Source organism: Rothia dentocariosa ATCC 17931, assembly GCF_000164695.2.
GTDB lineage: Bacteria > Actinomycetota > Actinomycetes > Actinomycetales > Micrococcaceae > Rothia > Rothia dentocariosa.
The window spans coordinates 1,260,252-1,278,536 of sequence record NC_014643.1 but is presented as its reverse complement, the minus strand read 5'-3'; the positions used below and the strand labels follow the sequence as shown (position 1 = coordinate 1,278,536).

Below are 18,285 nucleotides of genomic sequence, written 5' to 3'. Positions count from 1 at the left end.
AAGCGGTACCTGCGGCTGTGGTGATGACCGTGTGCAAGTGCACCTTCTGCCACCTCTGAAAGACCAGCTGACATGGGGTTTTATACCGATTCGCCATATCCGCGATGTTTTCCCCGCGAATGCAGAAAACGCACGATCGCCCGCACCCGTCGCGGACGCATCGCGCGTCGTCCATTTCTACCCAAAAATATAGTATATAGCCTATCGCCACATGCGATTTCCCGTGTGTATCGCCGAGGGTTTAATCTGCAGCCACTCCGGACTGGGCAGCCGCACGGCCTTCTTGCACCCCGACAGAGCCGTGATAATCGACTCGCACCGGCGGTTGAACTCAACCGTATGCCGCTTATCCACGATCTGCCCCGGAAAATGGCGGTGCATCTTCGACACCGAATCGCTGCTCTCCTGCAGACCGTGCCCGGTATGGCCCGGCACATGCTTCACAATCACCCGATGCGCCCGAATAGCCGCGGTCAGCTGCTCCATCTCGGCGATAACCCGGGCATCCTGCACGCCCTCACGCACCCAATAATCGAAAGCCCAACGGCTGTGCGCCAGCCGCAGAAGAAAGGTCAGCGCGCCCAAGGAATCAGTGTTAATAATCAGGCGGCGACCGCCATGATAAAACACGTGAAACGCCGCGAGCATCGCCGAAAGCTCACCGGTCATAATATTCACGGCATCATAATGGGTGTGAAAATAGAAGCCGTCCTCGCTCACCCCGGCAATGCCCATGCGCCCACCGCGCAAATACTTCTTATTGTGGGTGGCGCGAAAGGAACAATCGGTGAACACGTTATAGTCCACGAGCTGATTTTCGGGAACCTCTGCCAGCGTATCAGCGATCATCTGTTCGGTCAGCTGCTCGGCACGATCCTGAAAATAGCGCATCGTCTCGGCGGCATCCGTACCGGCAAGACGCACATGAACCTCACCCAGCGAATGGTTATCGTACGGGTCAAGCACCTTCTCAAACGCCCGGTACTCCATCGCCTTCTTAAGCTGCTCACAATTACGAAAAAGAAGCTTTAAATCGTGCCGGTCGGCGGCAACCGTCACCAGATGGTGCGTATAGTCCGAAGGAATAACATCCCAGGCATTAAGCACAATACGCCCCAAAGTCTTCGGGTGCACCACATCGCACGGGTCAAGAAGCGAATGCATACACGATTCAACCACCGGCTCCTGGTTGATGACGATGCGCTCACCGTTTTCACGCGAAATATAGACAAGAGCCGTGAGGGTGCTGTAACAGTACCCCTTGGTCTTACGGGTGTATTCGGCAACTGCAATCACAGCCACGCCCCGAGTTGTATAGCCCGCCGGGTATGAGGTGCTGTAGTCAGGCGCCTCCCAGGTTAGGGTGCACCGTTTAATATGAGCCGGTGAGAATCCCACGTGTGTACACCCCCTTGCCGCATAGTCTCCTTCTTTCGTGTAGTGAGGAATTGTTCCACTATCTTTTATATGCCCGCCGGTGTCTGTGCGCAAACGTTGAACAGGTTATTTTACAGTCAGCGAAGAACCTTAAAAAGGGGAGCTAAAACCGTTTCTTGGCGGGAATTATGCGCGGTGAATGAGAGGTTCTGCCCCGCTCTGGCGCGCATCTGTGCGACGGTGTAGGGTTGGAGTTATCCGGTATATCTAACCTTGAGTAAGGAGCGCCCCATGATTGGTGTTTATGCAGGTGTTTCGGTCAAGCCCGAGCACGTTGAAGAATTCCTGGCATCCGTCCCCGCCCTCGTCGAGGCATCGCGCAAGGATGCGGGCAATATCAGCTACGATTTCGGCCCCGCCACCGGTGAGACCCCTGCGGGTGAACCGCGCGCCTTCGCATTCATTGAGCGTTGGGAATCACAACAGGCACTCGAAGCGCATATGGCGACTGAGCATTTCGGCACCGCTGTGAAAACCTGGGAGCCGCTGCTCGCCGCAGAGCTGGACGTGCGCATCTTCGAGATGTAGCGCCTGCTCTCCCTGTTCTCCTCTGCTAAAAAGAGCCTTTATTTGAATAAAGAGGGTTTTTCGCCGCTTTATTCAAATAAAGGCTCTTTTTATGTTCGGTCAATAGGCGACTAGATTCCCTCCGGGAGGATGCGCACCCCGCCCTTATCGGCAGAGGCGGCCAGCATCCCATAAACCTTCAGCGCGTTCGAGACCTGACGTTCGCGCGGCTTAGTGGGCTTCCACGGGAGGGCGCCCTTCGCCTTGCGCCGCGCCTCCAAAACCTCGTCCGGCACATTCGCCCGCAGGATGCGGTTGTGCACGTCAATCTCGATCTCGTCGCCGGTTTCCAGCAGGCCGATAGCGCCACCGGCGGCAGCCTCCGGCGAAACGTGGCCAATCGAAATGCCTGAGGTACCGCCCGAGAAACGCCCGTCGGTAATGAGCGCGCAGCTTTTGCCCAGACCCAGGCCTTTCAGGTATGAGGTGGGGTACAGCATCTCCTGCATGCCGGGGCCGCCCTTCGGGCCCTCATACTGAATCACCACAATATCGCCGGGTTTCACGTGCTTCGACAGAATCTCAAACACGGCTTCATCCTGCGACTCAACCACAAATGCCTTACCCACGAAGTGGAAAAGTTCTTCATCAATACCGGCGGACTTGATGATCGCACCGTTCTGGGCGATATTGCCGCGCAAAACCGCCAGACCGCCGTCTTTCGTGTAAGCATGCTCCACAGCGCGAATGCACCCGTTTTCGGCGTCCGTCTCATGTGACTCGTACTTGTTCGCGGTCGAGAACGCCTGCGTGGTACGCACCCCGCCGGGTGCGGCAAGAAACAGTTCTTGAGCCTGCTCGCTCGCGGTACCGGAACGGATATCCCATTCGGCAAGCCATTCATCCAGCGAATCCGCATGAACAGAATGAACGTTCTTGTGCAGCAGCCCGGCACGGTTCAGCTCGCCCAGCAGCGCGGGGATACCGCCCGCACGGTGCACATGCTCAATGTGATACTTCGTAGAGTTCGGTGCAACCTTCGCCAGACAGGGCACCTTACGCGAAATACGGTCGATATCGTCCAGCGTGAAGTCAGCGCCGGCCTCATGCGCAATAGCCAGGGAGTGCAGCACGGTATTGGTGGAACCGCCCATGGCCACATCCAGCGCCATAGCGTTCTCGAAGGCTTCCTTGGTGGCGATTGAACGGGGCAGAACGGACTCGTCATCCTGCTCGTAGTAGCGCTTCGCCAGGCCAACAATGCGCTTACCCGCCTGCAAAAACAGCTCTTTACGCGCGATCTGGGTCGCAAGCGTGGTACCGTTGCCGGGCAGTGCCAGACCGATCGCCTCGTTCAGGCAGTTCATGGAGTTTGCGGTAAACATGCCCGCGCATGAACCACACGTGGGGCAGGCGTTCTTCTCAATCTGGGCGAGCGCGGTATCGCTCACGGAATCGTCCACCGCCATGACCATCGCATCCACCAGATCCAGGCGGTGCTCCACAACGCCTTCAACGCCCTCGCCGGATTCCATAGGGCCGCCCGAAACGAAAATTGTGGGGATATTCAGGCGCATCGCCGCCAAGAGCATACCGGGGGTGATCTTGTCGCAGTTCGAGATACATACGAGCGCATCCGCGCGGTGAGCGTTCACCATGTATTCGACCGAGTCGGCAATGAGGTCGCGTGAGGGCAGGGAATAGAGCATGCCGTCGTGGCCCATCGCAATGCCGTCATCAACCGCAATGGTGTTGAATTCTTTCGCCACGCCGCCAGCCTCACGAATAGCGCCAGCCACCAAGTCGCCCATATTTTTCAGGTGCACGTGACCGGGTACGAACTGGGTGTAAGAGTTGGCAATCGCAATAATCGGTTTGCCGAAATCATCATCACCCATGCCGGTTGCGCGCCATAGAGCGCGGGCACCCGCCATATTGCGACCGTGAGTTGAGGTGCGTGAGCGTAATTCGGGCATGTCTTTACCTTCCGTTGTGATGCATCTATAGATTCTACGCGCAGGCGTGCGCCCAATCATCGAAGGGTTACTTTGGTTTCATATATTGGCATGCCGTGATGCTTGGTCATGAGCTGTGCCTGTGGCGCGCCGAAGGGTGAGTGTGGATGCGGCGCGCACCTTATGCCGCGGGGCGGGCAAGGATGCCGGATCTGCGGCAGATTTGCCCCCTTGAGAATATATCCCCGTGCAGCGTGGAATGAGTCTATTATGCCCCCTATGCTGGTGGGGTAAGAACTCCCGCCGCGTGATTTGCGCCAGCTAGCGAACAAACGCTACGCAAACGCACGAAGACTCGTACGGCAGCCCCCTTTATCTTCTCCATTGGGTGTATCTTCTATGTCTCGCTCCCCCGCACAGTTCCGCAGCACCGTGATCTACCAGATCTACCCGAAGTCATTCTATTCCGCGCACGGTCGGCCAACCGGCGATATTCGCGGCATTATCGAGAAGGTGCCCTATGTGGCATCGCTGGGGGTGGGCATGGTGTGGTTCAACCCGTTCTTCGCCTCGCCCCAGCACGATAACGGCTACGATATTTCCGACTACTACGCCATTAACCCCGAGCTGGGCACGATGGAGGACGTCGAGGAGATGATCGCCGCTTTCGGGGAGCACGGCATCGGGGTCATGTTCGATATGGTGCTCAACCATGTTTCGACTGAACACGAGTGGTTTAGGCGGGCGCAGGCGGGCGAGCGCGAGTACTGGGATTATTTCTATCTTCGCCCAGGGCGGGTTCAGTCTGACGGCACGGTGGTTCCGCCCACGAACTGGGAGTCAAAATTTGGCGGTTCGGCCTGGGCGCCTTTTACCGATACGGCGGGTAAGGTTTATCGGGACAAATCGGGGGTGCCGCTGTACTATCTGCACCTTTACGACGTCACACAGGCTGATCTGAACTGGTACAACCCCGCCGTGCGTGAGGAACTCTATAAGGTCGTCAATTTCTGGTATGACAAGAGTGTTCGCGGGTTCCGCTTCGACGTCATTAACGTGATCGGCAAATCCGAAGAGCTTGAGGATGCGCCCGCCGGGGTTATCGATAAGACCCTGTATACCGACACGCCCATCGTGCACACGCGTCTGCGGGAGCTGAACCGCGCATCTTTCGGGCGGTATGGGGATACCGTGACCGTGGGTGAAATGTCTTCGACGAGCATCGAGAACTGCGTGGGCTACTCCAACCCTGAGAATCGCGAGCTCGATATGGTGTTTAGTTTTCACCATCTGAAGGTGGATTATGAGGACGGCGAGAAGTGGTCGAAGGTGCCGTTCCGCTTTGCTGAGCTGAAGGGTCTGCTCAACGATTGGGCGCTGGGCATGCAGGCGGGCGGCGGGTGGAATGCGCTGTTTTGGAATAATCATGATCAGCCGCGCGCACTCAACCGTTTTGGTGACGTTCAGCGGTATCGGGCGGAATCTGCGACCATGCTGGCGACCGTGATTCACCTGCTGCGCGGCACTCCCTATATTTATCAGGGCGAAGAGATCGGCATGATTGACCCGGTGTATTCTTCGATTGACGACTACGTGGATGTTGAGGCTCATAACGCTTTTAAGACCCTGCGTGCGCGGGGACTCTCGGAGGGCGAGGCGCTTGAGGTTGTGCGCGCCAAGGCGCGGGATAATTCGCGTGTTCCCATGCAGTGGGAGTCTGGTTCTGGTGGGGAACGCGGCGCGGTTGGTTTTGGTACCGCCGCCCCCTGGCTGGCACCCGCGCCCAGTGTGGATGCGGCAACCGGCGCAGGTATTTCGGTGGCGGATGAGGAACGTGACGGCGTTATTTTGCCGTACTATCGCGAGCTGATTCGCCTGCGCGGGCAGTACCCGGTGATTTCTGAAGGCAGTTACGCGCCCTATACGCTCGACCATGAGCGGGTCTTCGGGTACCTGCGTGAACATATCGCTAAAGGCACGCGCACGCGGCTGTTGGTGCTCAATAATTTCTTTGGGGACGAGACGGCGGTGCGTGTTCCTGCCGAGTTCATGCCGGGCGAGGTTCTGGACGCAGTCGCTGGCAGTGAAGGCTCACGAGTTCCAGCGGAAGTGCAGTCTGCACGGGTGCTTTTGTGTAATTACAAGAATCCGCTCAGTCAGGTTAGCGGTGTTTCCGGCTCCGATCCCCGCGAGGTTGAGGTTACACTGCGCCCCTACGAATCGTTGACTTTGATCGTGGAAGAGCCCATCGTTTCTTCTTAGCTCGCCAGATTAATTGCTCGGTTACCCACGCGCGGTTACACGGGAATTTACAGGTATGGTTACATGCGCGAGCAGGTGGTTTTTTGGTCCGAGCAGGTAGGAAAATCCTACCTTTTCGGCAAAAAATGACCTGCTCGCGGTTTAAAACGCAGTTAAAGTGGGAGCATGAGTTTTGATTACATGCCCTCCGAAACCTTCCAACGTGCCGACCTTGACTTGCTTCTGAGCGTGCGGATTGATGTGGCGCGGGTGCCGGGCGGCGCATCCCAACGGCAGATTTTGGATGCAGTACGCACCTTCTTGGGGTCCCTCACTCATGACGATTCCGCCGATGGGCACGCGATTGACCCGGTTCTGGGGTTTGCGCGCCCCTACTATGCGGGCGGGTTTACGGTGGGCGTGGTGCCCGCATCCGGGCGGGGCAAGGTGGCGCTCGCCGGGATCCATGAGGGAGCACAGGCTGTTGGGTTAGGCAGGTTCAGCGTGCCATCGAACGGTAAGGCGGGCTGGCGCATCGTGACGTCGGTGGTGGTCTCTAGCGCGGGCGAGGATGTGCTGGATTCCCTAGAGGCTGGCATCGAATACCTGACGGATGCGCTCGGTGACCTGCGGGTGGGCCTCTCCCTCACGGAACTCCCGGTCGTTTATAGTTCTCTCCGTTCATCTCCCCAACCGGATATTCTCTGAGCACCAGAACCTAGCGGTATCCAGCACCCCGCGCAGAAAAGGAAGAAAGGCTACAACAGCCCCTTACCCTTGAGCCAGTTTGCCGCTGCCGTGGACGGGTCCAGTTTCTTATCGCCGGATACCTCGTCATTGAGCGAGCGTAAATCGTCGGTCGTCAGCACCGCACTGATGCGGTTCAGTACCGCCTGCGCATCCTCGGGAACCCGTTTGGTGTTGATAATGGGGAGTACCTGCTGCGCCGGAATCATGTTTTTCGGGTCTTCGAGCATCACAAAATTGTTCTGTGTAATTGCCGGGGTGGTCGAGTACAAATCTACAACCTGCACGGTGTTATCCTGCAGGGCTTTGACGGTGAGTGCCCCTCCCCCATCCGCAAGCGAGACGAATTCCGCCGGAACGCACCCGTACTTATCTTTGAGCCCCGGAATTCCGTAGGCGCGTTCGGCAAATTCGGGAGCGGCACCAATCTTCAGTTCGGTACAGACCTTCGCCATATCATCCAGGGTGTGCAGATTGTATTTTTGGGCGGTCTGCTGGGTAACGACTAGGGTATCTTTATTTTCCGCCTGCGAGGCGTCCAGAGCCTTGAGGTTTTTATCCAGCACCCCACCGAGCGCCTGCAGAATCTCTTGTTTAGTCTGCGCCTTGGAATTCTCGTCAAGATACAACAGCAGGTTGCCCGAGTATTCGGGAACCACGTCGATAGCCCCGGAGGTAAGCGCCCCCAGGTAGGCTTCACGCGCGCCAATCCCCAGCTGGGTGCTCGATTTAAACCCGTTTTTATTTAGCGCTTGGGAGTATATTTCGGCGAGAATCTGCGACTCTGCGAACGCTGCTGACCCCACGATAATACCGTCGTGTTCACCGCCGAAAACGTTTTCGCCGCTCAGCCCGCAGGCGCTCAACGCTCCTAACGTCCCAAGGGCGCCAACGACACCCAATGCCCGCCGCCTGGTAACGCCGCGTGCCATTCCAGTCTCGGCCGTTCCGCGGCTTTTCGCGCTCTTTCCGGAAAGAAAAGAACGATCATTCGTGTTTCGGCGATGCACCAGGCTCATGCGTGTGCCCCTTCCGTGTGCGAGTTTGCCGCATCCAGTGCGCTCTCGTGTTTCGGTTGCCCATGACGTTTGGATGCGCCTCCACCCCGCAATGGAACGGGGGTCACGGCCCGCTGCGCTAGGGCCATAATCGCATCCACCACGAAGGCGAGCACAGCTACCAGCAGGGTTGCCACGAGCATACGCGGATAGTCCCGCACCGCGAGCCCATCAAAAAGGTACCGACCCAGGTTATTCCCATTAATGTAGGCGGCAATAGTCGCCGTCGCGATCACCTGCAGCACCGCGCTGCGCAGACCACCCATAAACACCGGAAGACCCAGAGGAATCTCAACCCGGCAAAGAATCTGCCCTTCGGTCATGCCTTGAGCGCGTGCCGCATCCACCACATCCGGATCAATCCCGGTCACGGCTTCGAGGGTATGCGCCAGCAGGGGCGCCACCGCGATAATCACGAGCACTGCGAGCGGTGGAATCGCGTTAACACCAAACCAGAGAGCAAGCAGGGTCAGCAAACCCAGGGCGGGCAGAGCGCGCAAAGCGGCGGTAAACCCCAGCAGAGCGTGCCCGCCGCGGCGTGTATGCCCAGCCCACAGCCCCAAAGGCACGGCAATCACCAGGGCAATCGCAACCGCAAACATGGTGATGCCCAGATGCTCGACGGTGCGCGCCAAAATGCCCTGAGACCCTTGCCAGTTGACGCCATCACCCAGAAAAGCGAAGGTACGTTCTATAACATTCATGCGGTCCTCCAGGCGGTCAGGCGCCGTGCCGTGAGGGCAAGAAGCGCATCGGCGAGGTAGGCGAGGACGGCGCTGAGCACCACGCCCGTGATAAGTTCGGCGGGTATACTACGCGCCAGTCCGTCGGTAAAAAGCGTGCCGAGCGAAGAAACACCAATAACCGCACCCACGGATACCATCGCAATATTTGCCACCGTCGCCACGCGGATACCGGCAAAAAGCACGGGTAAAGCGAGTGGTAATTCCACCGTGAAAAACGCACGAGCCGGGGTGTATCCCAGGGCGCGCGATGACTCCACCACATGCTCGGGAACCGCATTAAAAGCATCTACCCCGGAACGCACCATCAGCGCCATCGTGTAGATCGTAAGCGCCACAAGCACGTTCACCGGCGAAATAATGCTGGTCCCCAGAATCAGCGGCATGAGTACGAAGAACGCGATCGACGGGATTGTGTAGAGCAGCCCGAAGCCGTGCACCAGGGCGTGCGCACCACTCCGGTAGGTTTTCGCGCCGTCTTCCCGCGCGCGGCGTCGGCTCGCATACCGCGCCACCGGAATCGACAGAGCGGTTCCCACAAGTACCGGAATAATGCCCTGGTACAGGTGATTGAGGGTCAAATCAAGGACGCGCTGGATGTTATTTCCCAACCAGTCCCAGTGCATCGAATCTGCCAACAACAGGTCCATACTATCCCCGCCCAGAGGTCGATGCGGCGCCCTCGCCCGATACTGCGGCTTCGCGTGTGCGGCGGTAGCGTTCGCGGCGAATATACCGCACCTGGCGCATCACATCGGCAGGCAGCAAGGCACCCACGGACTGGCTAACGAAAGATTCCACAAAATCATTAGCGGGATTCGTCAGGATCTCTTCGGGGGCGCCATATTGGGCGAGCTTGCCGCCGGGGGCGAAGACCGCAATATTATCGCCGAGGAATAGAGCCTCATCAATATCGTGGGTTACGAAAACAATGGTCTTATGCAGCTCGCCCTGCAGGCGCAAAAGTTCTTCCTGCAGTTCGGTGCGCACGATCGGATCGACCGCAGAAAAAGGCTCGTCCATGAGCAAAATAGAGGCATCCGCCGCGAGCGCCCGCGCGACTCCCACGCGCTGTGCCTGCCCGCCGGAAAGCTGAGCCGGGTAGCGCTGCGCTAAGGACGCATCCAAACCCACGGTGTCCAGAAGGTCAAGAGCGCGTTCTTTCGCCTGCTGTTTGGGGGTGCCGTTCAACAGGGGCACGGTCATAACGTTCTCAAGCACGGTACGATGCGGCAGCAGCCCGCCGCTTTGCATGACGTACCCGATGGATCGGCGCAGCTTGTATGGGTCTTGGTCTGCGATATTTTGACCGCCAATAGTGATCGTGCCTTCCTGCGGCTCGACCATGCGGTTGATCATGCGCAGGGTGGTGGTTTTACCGCATCCTGAGGAACCGACGAAAACGGTGGTTTCACCGGCGGGGATGCTCAGAGTCAGGTTATTGACCACGGTGTTAGCGCCGTAGCGTTTGGTGACCTGGGAGAATTCGATTCCCGCAGTGCGTGTTGCCTGCGCGGAGTTCGACGGTATGGTTTCTTGGGGAGTGGATGCTGGCATTCGATCTCTTCCGTATGCGCCGGTTTTGCCGCCGTGTGTACAGACGTTGTGCAAATAACACAACGTCTCCACCCTAACGGAAATTCCAGGAAATTGAAACGAACCGGCGTGTTTACCGGTCTGCCAGCTGCTGCTCTCCTCTTCCCTGGTGTAAAAAGAGCCTTGATTTCAAGAAAGCGGCGAAAAATACTCTTTATTGAAATTAAGGCTCTTTTAGCAGAAAAAAAGGCTGCGGGCGTACAAAAGATAATGCGCAAGACATAAAAAGTTATTCATAAGGGGTACCCAGCCGCAAAGAAAATCAACGCCCGCGCCACCAAAAACACCATCCCGTAGGAGCTCAGCGGATACCGAAACCCTGTATGTAACACTCGCCAAGTCTTCACCTGAGCAATGACCCGCTCAACCACCGACCTCAGCCGATTGACCCGACTCTTATTCTCTTTCACCGCAGCTCTGCTCTCACCTCACTAATGCTTTTCGTTTAGTCGGAATCAGTAACCCTGACCCGATGTACCCTTTATCTGCCAGAGCGTACTCATCAAGGAATATTTCTAGCTGGTGAAACCGGTAAGCATAAACGTCGTATCTAGCTCCCCGTACTGGGTCGGTGATAGCTAAAAATTTCCCGTCTAAGGTGCAGATGATTTGGTGGTTGAAACCAGCACATTTGTGTTTGCATGAGAAGTTTATTATTCCGAGTGATTGCCAGTTCCAGGTTGGAATTAGAGTTCCGTCAACAACCAGTGAACCTGGCATATCTCGTGCTTGTTGCAACTGAGTAAGCGCTATTTCAGAACCTTCACCAGCGCTTTTCCATCAGATTGATAGCTCTTGAAGGCGTTCCAGCTCTTCACGAAGACGTTTCGGAACCCTTGTATGAAAATCCAGGATGTCCTTTTCTAATTCGATGTCAGCAATTTTCCACTGTTGCGTATCCCAGCGTTGGAATAGCTCCTGAGGGCTTGGACGACGAGAAGCTAGGGCATCGGCAGGCGACCTAGAGTAGGGGTATCTATGACTCCGAGGTGCATGACAGAGGCTTCATCGATTCTGAGAGTGCTCCACCGGTTTGTCATTTCTTAATCCTCCTTTGACCTATTGGCGTTACGTATAGTCTCGTGCGCTCGTGAGCTATCGGAGTTTTTATTGAAGAGAGCCCAGATAAGCGAAATGAGGCCGATTACTGCGAATACGAGACCGACTTTCGCGGGGTCTACTACACCCCATGAAATATTCTGCATGGTTAGCCAGGCTACTCCGCCTACGAGAATTGAGATGATGCTCCAGAAAATTTCTTTCGATTTTTCGGTTTTCATGATGCCTACCTTCCTTATGAAAAAGCTTTCATTCCTTAAATATAGGGGTAAGGAAAACATTTGTATATTGTCCGTTTGTAGGAACGTCTACATCCGAACGGAGGAGCTGACCATTCCTATCTCATTGAGGGTTATTTATTTGGGTAGTTTTGTATCCAGAAAAACAGTGCCCGTACCACCGAGAACACTCTCCGGTACGAGGTGAGGGGTCGTTGTTTTTCCGTGTGGTGAAGAGTGGTTAGGCGGTTGGGGTGTTACACCCCTAATGAATAACCCTCATAGATGGACGGACTCAAGCAACTATTCGCAATCATTTCCTTCGGTATTCTAGACAGGTAAGAAGTCGCGTGAAAGTCATTACCATGGACATGTTTAGTCCCTACTACGATATTGCTAGAAAATTTTTTCCAAATGCTAAAATCGTTCTCGATCGCTTTCATATTGTCCAGCATCTCAGTCGAGCAATGAATCGCGTACGCATCAAAATTATGAATCAGTTTGACAGGAGATCGCACGAATATAAAGCACTGAAACGTTACTGGAAACTCATTCAACAGGATAACTATACGCTGAGCAGTAAACGATTTTATCATCCAACATTTGAGGCGCATTTAACCAATAAAGAGATTCTCGAAAAACTTCTCTCTTACTCTCAAGATCTTAGAGATCACTATGAACTCTATCAGCTTTTACTCTTTCATTTTCAAGAGAAGCACGCTGACTATTTCTTTGAATTGATCACAGAGTCCATTTCTTCTGTGAATCCTATCTTCCAGACCATTTTTAGGACCTTTTTGAGGGATCAGGATAAGATCATTAATGCACTTGAACTTCCCTACTCAAACGCAAAACTTGAGGCCACAAATAACCTCATCAAAGTCATTAAGCGAAATGCTTTTGGCTTCCGGAACTTTGAAAATTTTAAAACGAGAATTCTCATTGCTTTGAATATCAAAAAGGAGAGAACCAATTTGGTCCTCTCCAGGTTGTAACTTTTTATCAACCCACTACAGTTGACAAAGAGCCTAAAAAATCAATTTTATCTATCATCTACTCCACCCCGCTGATACCAGTATAGCAAAAAAGAGGGCGATTGCCCTCTTTCGACATCTATTTTTGTTCAGCAATTTCTAAAAAGACTTGTTTGAAATCCTCATAAATCTTAAAAGCTGTTTTTAAAATATCTTCCAATTCGTCGTAGTCACTGAAAATCGGCTTTTTGATACGATAACTAGGGTCAATTAGTCGCTTAGAATAAACACCCCAAGGGGCTCCCGCAAGCACTTGTTTGCCCTTAGTTACTGCCCAAATAAAATCAACCGTTCCATTGTAGAGGATGAAATGTAAACCAAAAGTATAATCGCCTATTTCTTGATAAAATTTAAAAAATTTCTCTTTGGGGTCAAAAACGGGAATATAGCCAGCCTCTGAAATCATATCCATAACTAACTCACCGTCAAGATATTTCAATCGAGTTTTATCACCCAATCTTTCTAAATCATACTCTTTCGATAAAGCCTCATAGCGTTTGATAAAGTCAATATTAAGCAGAGCCTGCTTGACTTGTGGATCTATTTCCATTATTCTGCTTTCAGCCTTTTTCTCGTTTCCATGAGAATAATTCCCAGCATATTTTTACCAGTCCCGTCACCATTATCCGCCCAGTAGTTATCATTTTTCGTATGTTCAATCAAAGTAGCATGCCCAGTCGCTAATAGCTCTCTCCTAATTGCAGGATTCTGGCGGAATTTTTCAAAAACAGCTAACCTCATGATGTCATCCTTTACCACTTCCCAGTCCGAACGCAAGGGATTTTCTCGATTGCGCCCCTCTAAAGCAGCGTCCATTGGTGACTTCAAGCGGCGAATTTTTTCTTGAATAGCTTTGTCCAAAAACTTTTGAGCTTGAAAATAATGCTCCGAAGTTGACCAGATTAGTCCATTTATCTCAAAAGGGTAGGGAGCGAAATTCGACAGATAGCCATAAGCATCATTTACCCGATAAAATTTAATTTCAGTCATTTTCTTCTCCATCTAAGCCAAAATCAGCCAATGTTTTGCCTTTTTCAGTCAAGATTTTCTGAACAAAAGGTTCATCAACCTCTAAAAGCAACTTAAGAGCGTCATGAATGCGCCAATAGTTCCTCTCTTTATCGTCAATAATAGCTGTCAAAAAGTCCTCTAAAACTGGGATATATTCTGTATAAACTTCTTTATGAATATCTAAATCTTTTTTTATTAAAAAACCAATTTGCGCAATACTATAAGATGAATGTACTGCTTGCTTAATGATTGAAATAATCGTAGGATATATCCTTTTACGAGCTTCTTGTTCTTTATGTAAATCAGTTTGACTCGCCCAATAGCCAATTAACGCATCTAAAATATGTTTGTTGGTGTCATCATAAGGATGTAGATGATGAGGGATAAATCCCTTCGTTTCTCCTTTCTCAAACAAGTCTATCAAAGTATTCAGACCGTCTTCCACCCCCCAATTTGTCAATAGCAATGCAGCATCAAAACGCACTGCCAAATCATCTGAATGGAGTAAATCTCGTAATTTATCAACTCTTTCTTTAGGAACATCTTCTAAATCCAGCTCCTGCGGAATATCCGTATAATCAACATTCTCTGGAATGTCGTAAAGTAAATGATGAATTTCTTGTTCGTTCATTAGTTTATCCTTCTATTCGATAAAATGAAAATACTCTGGTGGAATGGCACCCTTGATTAAGACTTCCCCGTCTCTCTGGGCATTCGCTACATCCCCCTTAGCTCTTTCAATTTTTTCTTTTAATTTTTTAGAACTTATTGCTATTACACTATTCATCAAAAATCAACTTTACCCGTTCTAAATATTTGGGGTCTTCCTCAACCGAAAAATCACCTGCTGTAAGCATGGTATTTACTTTATCCATGTCCTTTTTTATATCATCAGATAAAGACAGTAAGTAATAAAATTAGTATAGCATAAGATGAAAAGATGTCAAGGTAAATTGTATTGAATAACAAAAATACCCCAAATGTTATACTTTTCTTGATTAACATTTAGGGTACCAACAAATTATACTCTCTGTTTTAAAAATCTAATCCAATTATAATCCATTCGTCTACCAAAGCCCAAAAGTCAGACTGCCTTTTAGGAAGTTCTCTTGACGACCATAAATAGGTGTTTCCATTTTCGATGTCTAAAACAACGTATTCCCCCATACCGTTACTGAAAAAATTATAAAGTGGGATTAAATCTATGTCTAACTGTTGCAAATATTCCCAGTCATAATCTGCCATAGAGTTCACATTTTTAAGGTTATCAATCCCCATGCTTTTACTTGTATAATCATAAAAACCGTTGTGGATATGAGTATAGAAATCTGCTATTGATTGTTTTATAGTTGGTGCGTTTTCTCCAAACTTTTGTTTCAGCACCTCAGCTGTAACGGGTTGCTTCCCTTCATAATAGATTTCTTCTCCTGTTTGGTAAGTCAAAATCGTATACAAAAGCGAATATTCGCCGTCTAAACAAATCAAGTCTATATTTTTTAAATAATCGCCTAAATAAGAAATTGTGTTTCGCAAATCAGAAGAAGAATATTCTTTCCACACTGAAAGAATTTTTTCTTTTCTTTCTTCCAAACTATCTGACAAAAGTGCTTCTTTCCAAAAATTTGGAATTGGAGTCTCTACAATTTGGCTTTCATCCGTCACAATTTCTACACTTGAACTAGATAAACTATATTCGTTTAAAAAATCTATTTTATCTATCATCTACTCCACCCCGCTGATACCAGTATAGCAAAAAAGAGGACGATTGCCCTCTTTTGACCTCTATTTTACTTCTGCGACTTCTAAAAAGACTTGTTTGAAATCCTCATAAATCGTAAAAGCTGTTTTTAAAATATCTTCCAATTCGTCGTAGTCACTGAAATTGGGCATTTTGATACGATAGTCTGGATCAATCATCAATCTGGAATAAATTCCCCACGGCATGCCTGCAATTGATTTTTCTTTATCTTTAACAGCCCAAATGAGCTCTACTGTTCCATTATAAAGTACAATATGCAGACCGAACCGATAATCTTCTATCTTTTCATAAAATTTAAAAAATTTCTCTTTGGGGTCAAAACCGGGAATATAGCCAGCCTCTGAAATCATATCCATAACTAACTCACCGTCAAGATATTTTAACGGTGTTTTATTTCTTAATTTCTCCGGACTATATTCTTTTGATAAGGCCTCATAGCGGTTGATGAAGTCAATATCAAGCAGAACTTGTTTAACAATCAAATTTAACTCCATGATTATTTATCATCTCCAAACAACTGTACATAATAGGTATGAACAGCTTCGTCTGTCAAATCAACTTCTTTCTCCTGCAAAGCAGTCGTAGCCGCCACTGACAAATCTGAAAACAGAGAAAGATTTTCCTTGTACTGAGTAAAAAACTCTGTTAAGGTCGCTTCATCCACCGCTTCAATCGTCTCGGGTAGATACTTTTCGCCACTTTCGTCGTAGCTTAATTTACAGATATAAGCCACAAAGTCTGCTATGCAGACCCAGACTGACGGAGCACTTTCTTTGTCAAGGTCAAAATAAGTAAGAATATCTTCCTCGTTTATATTTTCCAAGCGGTCATATAAAGCGTCAGGAGACACCGTTTCTTTATCCAAAAGAAAATCTTGCGTCATCTCAAGCGTCTTTTTGACAAAAACAATATCTTCCTTTTTCTTCAAATATGACGGTAAACACTCCGTCAAGATTTGCATGAAGTTTGCTAATTTATAATTTTCCATTTTTCACCTCAATCAACATATTTCCCGTTTTGAACAGTAAAGTTTGATCTTCCTGTCACTCGGACACCTTCAACTTGATTGGAAGATACTTTTATCTTTAAATTTGGGTATCTTTCACTTAGTTGTTTTATTACTCCAGATGCCTTATCGGGATTACCTAAACCACTTAAACAAGTAGGATATACTCCACTTGGATTTGATTGATACAAGTGTAAGACTCCCTTAACTTCTTCGTTTGATAAACCTGCTTTTTCCACAGCTTCAACGAACTCATTTGCCACATCTTCCTCGGCATGACGAGTCGCAGACGCAATTTTACCAGAACTTTTAATCGCTCTATCTGGTTTTAACACATCTAAATCATCTAGACCAGCTTCTTTTCTAACTCTTGGAGAGCCTCCTTTAAATACTATGTCTTCTAGACCTTCTATATCTGTTTTTGCAACAGCAAGTGTGTCAGTTTCTGGAACTCCCCAATCCTCTCGTAAACGCGAAATTTCATCTGGGCCCCAATTTGTATCTTCCTCCTCAACCTTCCCAGCCTTAGTGGCTTCGGTATCCACCTCTTCTGGCTTCTGCACTTTCTTGCCAGCGTCAGGGGTGACTTCGGGTTGTCCCGCTTTGGGGAGGTCGGGCTCTTGCGCCTTGACCTTCGGAACGGCACTAGCACTAGCTGCCGCAGCGTCAATGTCCGGTTTGACCTTGGTTTCCATTTCTGGCTTAATCTTGGTCGGATTGACTTCGGCTGGGCGACTGACTTCAATGTCTGGCTTCTTGGTCACATCCACTTCTTTTGGACGACTGTTTGGTGACGCCACCTCGCTCGGACGAGCTTGGCTGACCTCCGGTTTCACCGTCTTGCCTGTATCAATCTCGCTCGGCTTGCTGTTGGTCTTATCCACCGCTGGACGGCTTGGATTGTCAATCTCGGGTTTCGCCGTTTTAGTGGTATCAATTTCTGGCTTCTTACTTGGACCAGTTATCTCTGGACTGCTTGCACGGTCAATCTCAGGCTTGCTTGTCTTCGTCACATCAAGCTCTGGCTTCTTGCTTGGGCTTGGTATTTCTTGATGTTGAGGCGTCTGAATCTCTGGTTTTGGCTTCTTGCCTGTACCAAGCGTAGACGGATCCACATCTGTGTCCGCATGGGTCTTCAAGCCTGCATTGCCTGCTGGCAGATCCACACCTTTCCCACTACTTGGCAAGTCCACATCAGCTCCACTGCCACCCTTGCCAAATCTTGCTCGGGCTTTATTGCCTAAGACATTCGAGCCATAACCAATCGCACGCCCTATTCCAAATTGGAGTGCTGCGCCCAAGGGGTCATCCTGCATCGCGGTCACCGTATGAGCGATGTCATTGGCATCATCGGCATAATTGACAACCTTGCCGACCGTCTGTACCGTCGTCGTTGCGGCTTTCCCTGTCTTGGCAAGCACGCTGGCATAGGTCGCAAAGCCACCGGTCGCTGCCGTCAAGACTGGGTCCACACCTGCCCAGATGCGCTCCCCGTCAGTCAACCGTTTCCCCGAAATGGTCTCCCCGCTAACCGCCTGATAACCGCTATCTGCCACCAGGTAAGCTGTCCCTGCTCCGATAAGGATAGGAGCGAGTGTTCCTCCGCTCAGGACACTCCCCGCGATAATGGCACCCACTGCTATCAATTTCAACCCACTGCAACCAGCCCTTGTTGTTCTCCTTCCAAGTCGAGCGCGCCCGCTCATACTCGCCGACTTGCGTCGGAAACATAGCTTCCATGAGTTGTTGGTCGCTCAAACCCTTGAGCTTTTCGTACTTCTCATGATCTTCTTTCTCAATCTTCGCCAAGCCTTCTTTTGCCAGCTTGAGTTTGGCATCGTAGAGTTCCTTGGCGGCGGGTATCGGGGTCTTGTCGCTATTGACAATATCTGAAATACTGTAGTGCTCCGTGGT

19 protein-coding genes and 1 pseudogene are annotated in these 18,285 nt (G+C 50.8%); 5 read left to right on the top strand and 15 right to left on the bottom strand.

The window, feature by feature from the left end:
• Positions 1-201: 201 nt before the first annotated feature.
• Positions 202-1,398, bottom strand: a complete 1,197-nt coding sequence (locus HMPREF0733_RS05600; protein ID WP_041321674.1) for an RNase H family protein — start codon at positions 1,396-1,398, stop codon at positions 202-204.
• Positions 1,399-1,668: 270 nt separating this feature from the next.
• On the opposite strand from HMPREF0733_RS05600, the gene HMPREF0733_RS05595 reads away from it, so the two are divergent.
• Positions 1,669-1,965 carry a putative quinol monooxygenase gene (locus HMPREF0733_RS05595; protein ID WP_013398411.1) on the top strand — a complete coding sequence of 99 codons (297 nt, stop codon included), beginning with the start codon at positions 1,669-1,671 and terminating at the stop codon, positions 1,963-1,965.
• Positions 1,966-2,075: 110 nt separating this feature from the next.
• Here the strand turns inward: HMPREF0733_RS05595 and ilvD are convergent, their stop codons facing one another.
• On the bottom strand, positions 2,076-3,920 hold the full coding sequence (ilvD, locus tag HMPREF0733_RS05590; protein WP_013398410.1) for a dihydroxy-acid dehydratase: 1,845 nt from the start codon (positions 3,918-3,920) through the stop codon (positions 2,076-2,078).
• 378 nt (positions 3,921-4,298) lie between these two features.
• Between ilvD and HMPREF0733_RS05585 the strand changes: the two genes are divergently transcribed.
• Both HMPREF0733_RS05585 and HMPREF0733_RS05580 read left to right on the top strand, forming a co-directional pair.
• Positions 4,299-6,161 (top strand): alpha,alpha-phosphotrehalase, encoded by a 1,863-nt coding sequence (locus HMPREF0733_RS05585; protein ID WP_013398409.1) that lies wholly within the window; start codon positions 4,299-4,301, stop codon positions 6,159-6,161.
• A gap of 165 nt (positions 6,162-6,326) precedes the next feature.
• Entirely contained in the window at positions 6,327-6,848 is a 522-nt protein-coding gene (locus HMPREF0733_RS05580) for a hypothetical protein (RefSeq protein WP_013398408.1), read from the top strand.
• A 50-nt stretch (positions 6,849-6,898) separates the two neighbouring features.
• Here HMPREF0733_RS05580 and HMPREF0733_RS05575 read toward each other — a convergent pair whose 3' ends face one another.
• The 4 genes from HMPREF0733_RS05575 to HMPREF0733_RS05560 all read right to left on the bottom strand — a co-directional run bounded on the left by HMPREF0733_RS05575 (position 6,899) and on the right by HMPREF0733_RS05560 (position 10,245).
• Positions 6,899-7,819 (bottom strand): ABC transporter substrate-binding protein, encoded by a 921-nt coding sequence (locus HMPREF0733_RS05575; protein WP_179943731.1) that lies wholly within the window; start codon positions 7,817-7,819, stop codon positions 6,899-6,901.
• 83 nt (positions 7,820-7,902) lie between these two features.
• On the bottom strand, positions 7,903-8,649 hold the full coding sequence (locus HMPREF0733_RS05570; protein ID WP_013398406.1) for an ABC transporter permease: 747 nt from the start codon (positions 8,647-8,649) through the stop codon (positions 7,903-7,905).
• Positions 8,646-9,338 carry an ABC transporter permease gene (locus tag HMPREF0733_RS05565; protein ID WP_013398405.1) on the bottom strand — a complete coding sequence of 231 codons (693 nt, stop codon included), beginning with the start codon at positions 9,336-9,338 and terminating at the stop codon, positions 8,646-8,648. Before HMPREF0733_RS05565 ends, HMPREF0733_RS05570 begins: the two co-directional genes overlap by 4 nt.
• A gap of 1 nt (position 9,339) precedes the next feature.
• Positions 9,340-10,245 (bottom strand): ABC transporter ATP-binding protein, encoded by a 906-nt coding sequence (locus tag HMPREF0733_RS05560; RefSeq protein ID WP_013398404.1) that lies wholly within the window; start codon positions 10,243-10,245, stop codon positions 9,340-9,342.
• A 93-nt stretch (positions 10,246-10,338) separates the two neighbouring features.
• Here HMPREF0733_RS05560 and HMPREF0733_RS11255 point away from each other — a divergent pair, with 93 nt between their 5' ends.
• Complete coding sequence (locus HMPREF0733_RS11255) at positions 10,339-10,509, top strand: hypothetical protein (RefSeq protein ID WP_169310258.1); 171 nt, start codon at positions 10,339-10,341, stop codon at positions 10,507-10,509.
• Positions 10,510-10,707: 198 nt separating this feature from the next.
• On the opposite strand, the gene HMPREF0733_RS11550 is transcribed toward HMPREF0733_RS11255, so the two are convergent.
• Together HMPREF0733_RS11550 and HMPREF0733_RS05555 are read right to left on the bottom strand one after the other, a co-directional pair.
• Positions 10,708-11,004, bottom strand: coding sequence for a transposase family protein (locus HMPREF0733_RS11550; protein ID WP_080556867.1), 297 nt, complete (start codon positions 11,002-11,004; stop codon positions 10,708-10,710).
• A 323-nt stretch (positions 11,005-11,327) separates the two neighbouring features.
• Positions 11,328-11,564 (bottom strand): hypothetical protein, encoded by a 237-nt coding sequence (locus HMPREF0733_RS05555; protein WP_013398007.1) that lies wholly within the window; start codon positions 11,562-11,564, stop codon positions 11,328-11,330.
• Between the two features lie 269 nt (positions 11,565-11,833).
• On the opposite strand from HMPREF0733_RS05555, the pseudogene HMPREF0733_RS05550 reads away from it, so the two are divergent.
• A pseudogene (locus HMPREF0733_RS05550) lies at positions 11,834-12,556 on the top strand (ISL3 family transposase); the annotation flags it as partial.
• A 118-nt stretch (positions 12,557-12,674) separates the two neighbouring features.
• Here the strand turns inward: HMPREF0733_RS05550 and HMPREF0733_RS05545 are convergent.
• From HMPREF0733_RS05545 to HMPREF0733_RS11290, 7 genes are all read right to left on the bottom strand, one after another.
• Positions 12,675-13,145 (bottom strand): hypothetical protein, encoded by a 471-nt coding sequence (locus tag HMPREF0733_RS05545; protein WP_013398401.1) that lies wholly within the window; start codon positions 13,143-13,145, stop codon positions 12,675-12,677.
• Entirely contained in the window at positions 13,145-13,585 is a 441-nt protein-coding gene (locus HMPREF0733_RS05540) for an NADAR family protein (RefSeq protein ID WP_041321673.1), read from the bottom strand. The genes HMPREF0733_RS05545 and HMPREF0733_RS05540 overlap by 1 nt, the downstream gene beginning before the upstream one ends.
• Positions 13,578-14,237 (bottom strand): hypothetical protein, encoded by a 660-nt coding sequence (locus HMPREF0733_RS05535; protein ID WP_013398399.1) that lies wholly within the window; start codon positions 14,235-14,237, stop codon positions 13,578-13,580. The genes HMPREF0733_RS05540 and HMPREF0733_RS05535 overlap by 8 nt, the downstream gene beginning before the upstream one ends.
• A gap of 404 nt (positions 14,238-14,641) precedes the next feature.
• Positions 14,642-15,328: a hypothetical protein gene (locus HMPREF0733_RS05530; protein WP_013398398.1), complete on the bottom strand. Its 687-nt coding sequence runs from the start codon at positions 15,326-15,328 to the stop codon at positions 14,642-14,644.
• Between the two features lie 60 nt (positions 15,329-15,388).
• Positions 15,389-15,847, bottom strand: coding sequence for a hypothetical protein (locus tag HMPREF0733_RS05525; RefSeq protein WP_223314003.1), 459 nt, complete (start codon positions 15,845-15,847; stop codon positions 15,389-15,391).
• Between the two features lie 14 nt (positions 15,848-15,861).
• Positions 15,862-16,353, bottom strand: a complete 492-nt coding sequence (locus HMPREF0733_RS05520) for an Imm6 family immunity protein (protein WP_004190956.1) — start codon at positions 16,351-16,353, stop codon at positions 15,862-15,864.
• A gap of 8 nt (positions 16,354-16,361) precedes the next feature.
• Positions 16,362-17,927 carry a hypothetical protein gene (locus HMPREF0733_RS11290; RefSeq protein ID WP_218564871.1) on the bottom strand — a complete coding sequence of 522 codons (1,566 nt, stop codon included), beginning with the start codon at positions 17,925-17,927 and terminating at the stop codon, positions 16,362-16,364.
• Positions 17,928-18,285: the final 358 nt, after the last annotated feature.

Bases quoted from the DNA above. Each gene is read 5' to 3' on its own strand.
- HMPREF0733_RS05580 (WP_013398408.1), top strand. From the start codon at position 6,327: ATGAGTTTTGATTACATGCCCTCCGAAACCTTCCAACGTGCCGACCTT.
- HMPREF0733_RS05570 (WP_013398406.1), bottom strand. From the start codon at position 8,649: ATGAATGTTATAGAACGTACCTTCGCTTTTCTGGGTGATGGCGTCAAC.
- HMPREF0733_RS05535 (WP_013398399.1), bottom strand. From the start codon at position 14,237: ATGAACGAACAAGAAATTCATCATTTACTTTACGACATTCCAGAGAAT.
- HMPREF0733_RS05545 (WP_013398401.1), bottom strand. From the start codon at position 13,145: ATGGAAATAGATCCACAAGTCAAGCAGGCTCTGCTTAATATTGACTTT.
- HMPREF0733_RS05530 (WP_013398398.1), bottom strand. From the start codon at position 15,328: ATGATAGATAAAATAGATTTTTTAAACGAATATAGTTTATCTAGTTCA.
- HMPREF0733_RS05560 (WP_013398404.1), bottom strand. From the start codon at position 10,245: ATGCCAGCATCCACTCCCCAAGAAACCATACCGTCGAACTCCGCGCAG.
- HMPREF0733_RS05595 (WP_013398411.1), top strand. From the start codon at position 1,669: ATGATTGGTGTTTATGCAGGTGTTTCGGTCAAGCCCGAGCACGTTGAA.
- HMPREF0733_RS05520 (WP_004190956.1), bottom strand. From the start codon at position 16,353: ATGGAAAATTATAAATTAGCAAACTTCATGCAAATCTTGACGGAGTGT.
- HMPREF0733_RS05585 (WP_013398409.1), top strand. From the start codon at position 4,299: ATGTCTCGCTCCCCCGCACAGTTCCGCAGCACCGTGATCTACCAGATC.
- HMPREF0733_RS05555 (WP_013398007.1), bottom strand. From the start codon at position 11,564: ATGAAAACCGAAAAATCGAAAGAAATTTTCTGGAGCATCATCTCAATT.
- HMPREF0733_RS05575 (WP_179943731.1), bottom strand. From the start codon at position 7,819: ATGGCACGCGGCGTTACCAGGCGGCGGGCATTGGGTGTCGTTGGCGCC.
- HMPREF0733_RS11550 (WP_080556867.1), bottom strand. From the start codon at position 11,004: ATGCCAGGTTCACTGGTTGTTGACGGAACTCTAATTCCAACCTGGAAC.
- HMPREF0733_RS05540 (WP_041321673.1), bottom strand. From the start codon at position 13,585: ATGACTGAAATTAAATTTTATCGGGTAAATGATGCTTATGGCTATCTG.
- HMPREF0733_RS05565 (WP_013398405.1), bottom strand. From the start codon at position 9,338: ATGGACCTGTTGTTGGCAGATTCGATGCACTGGGACTGGTTGGGAAAT.
- ilvD (WP_013398410.1), bottom strand. From the start codon at position 3,920: ATGCCCGAATTACGCTCACGCACCTCAACTCACGGTCGCAATATGGCG.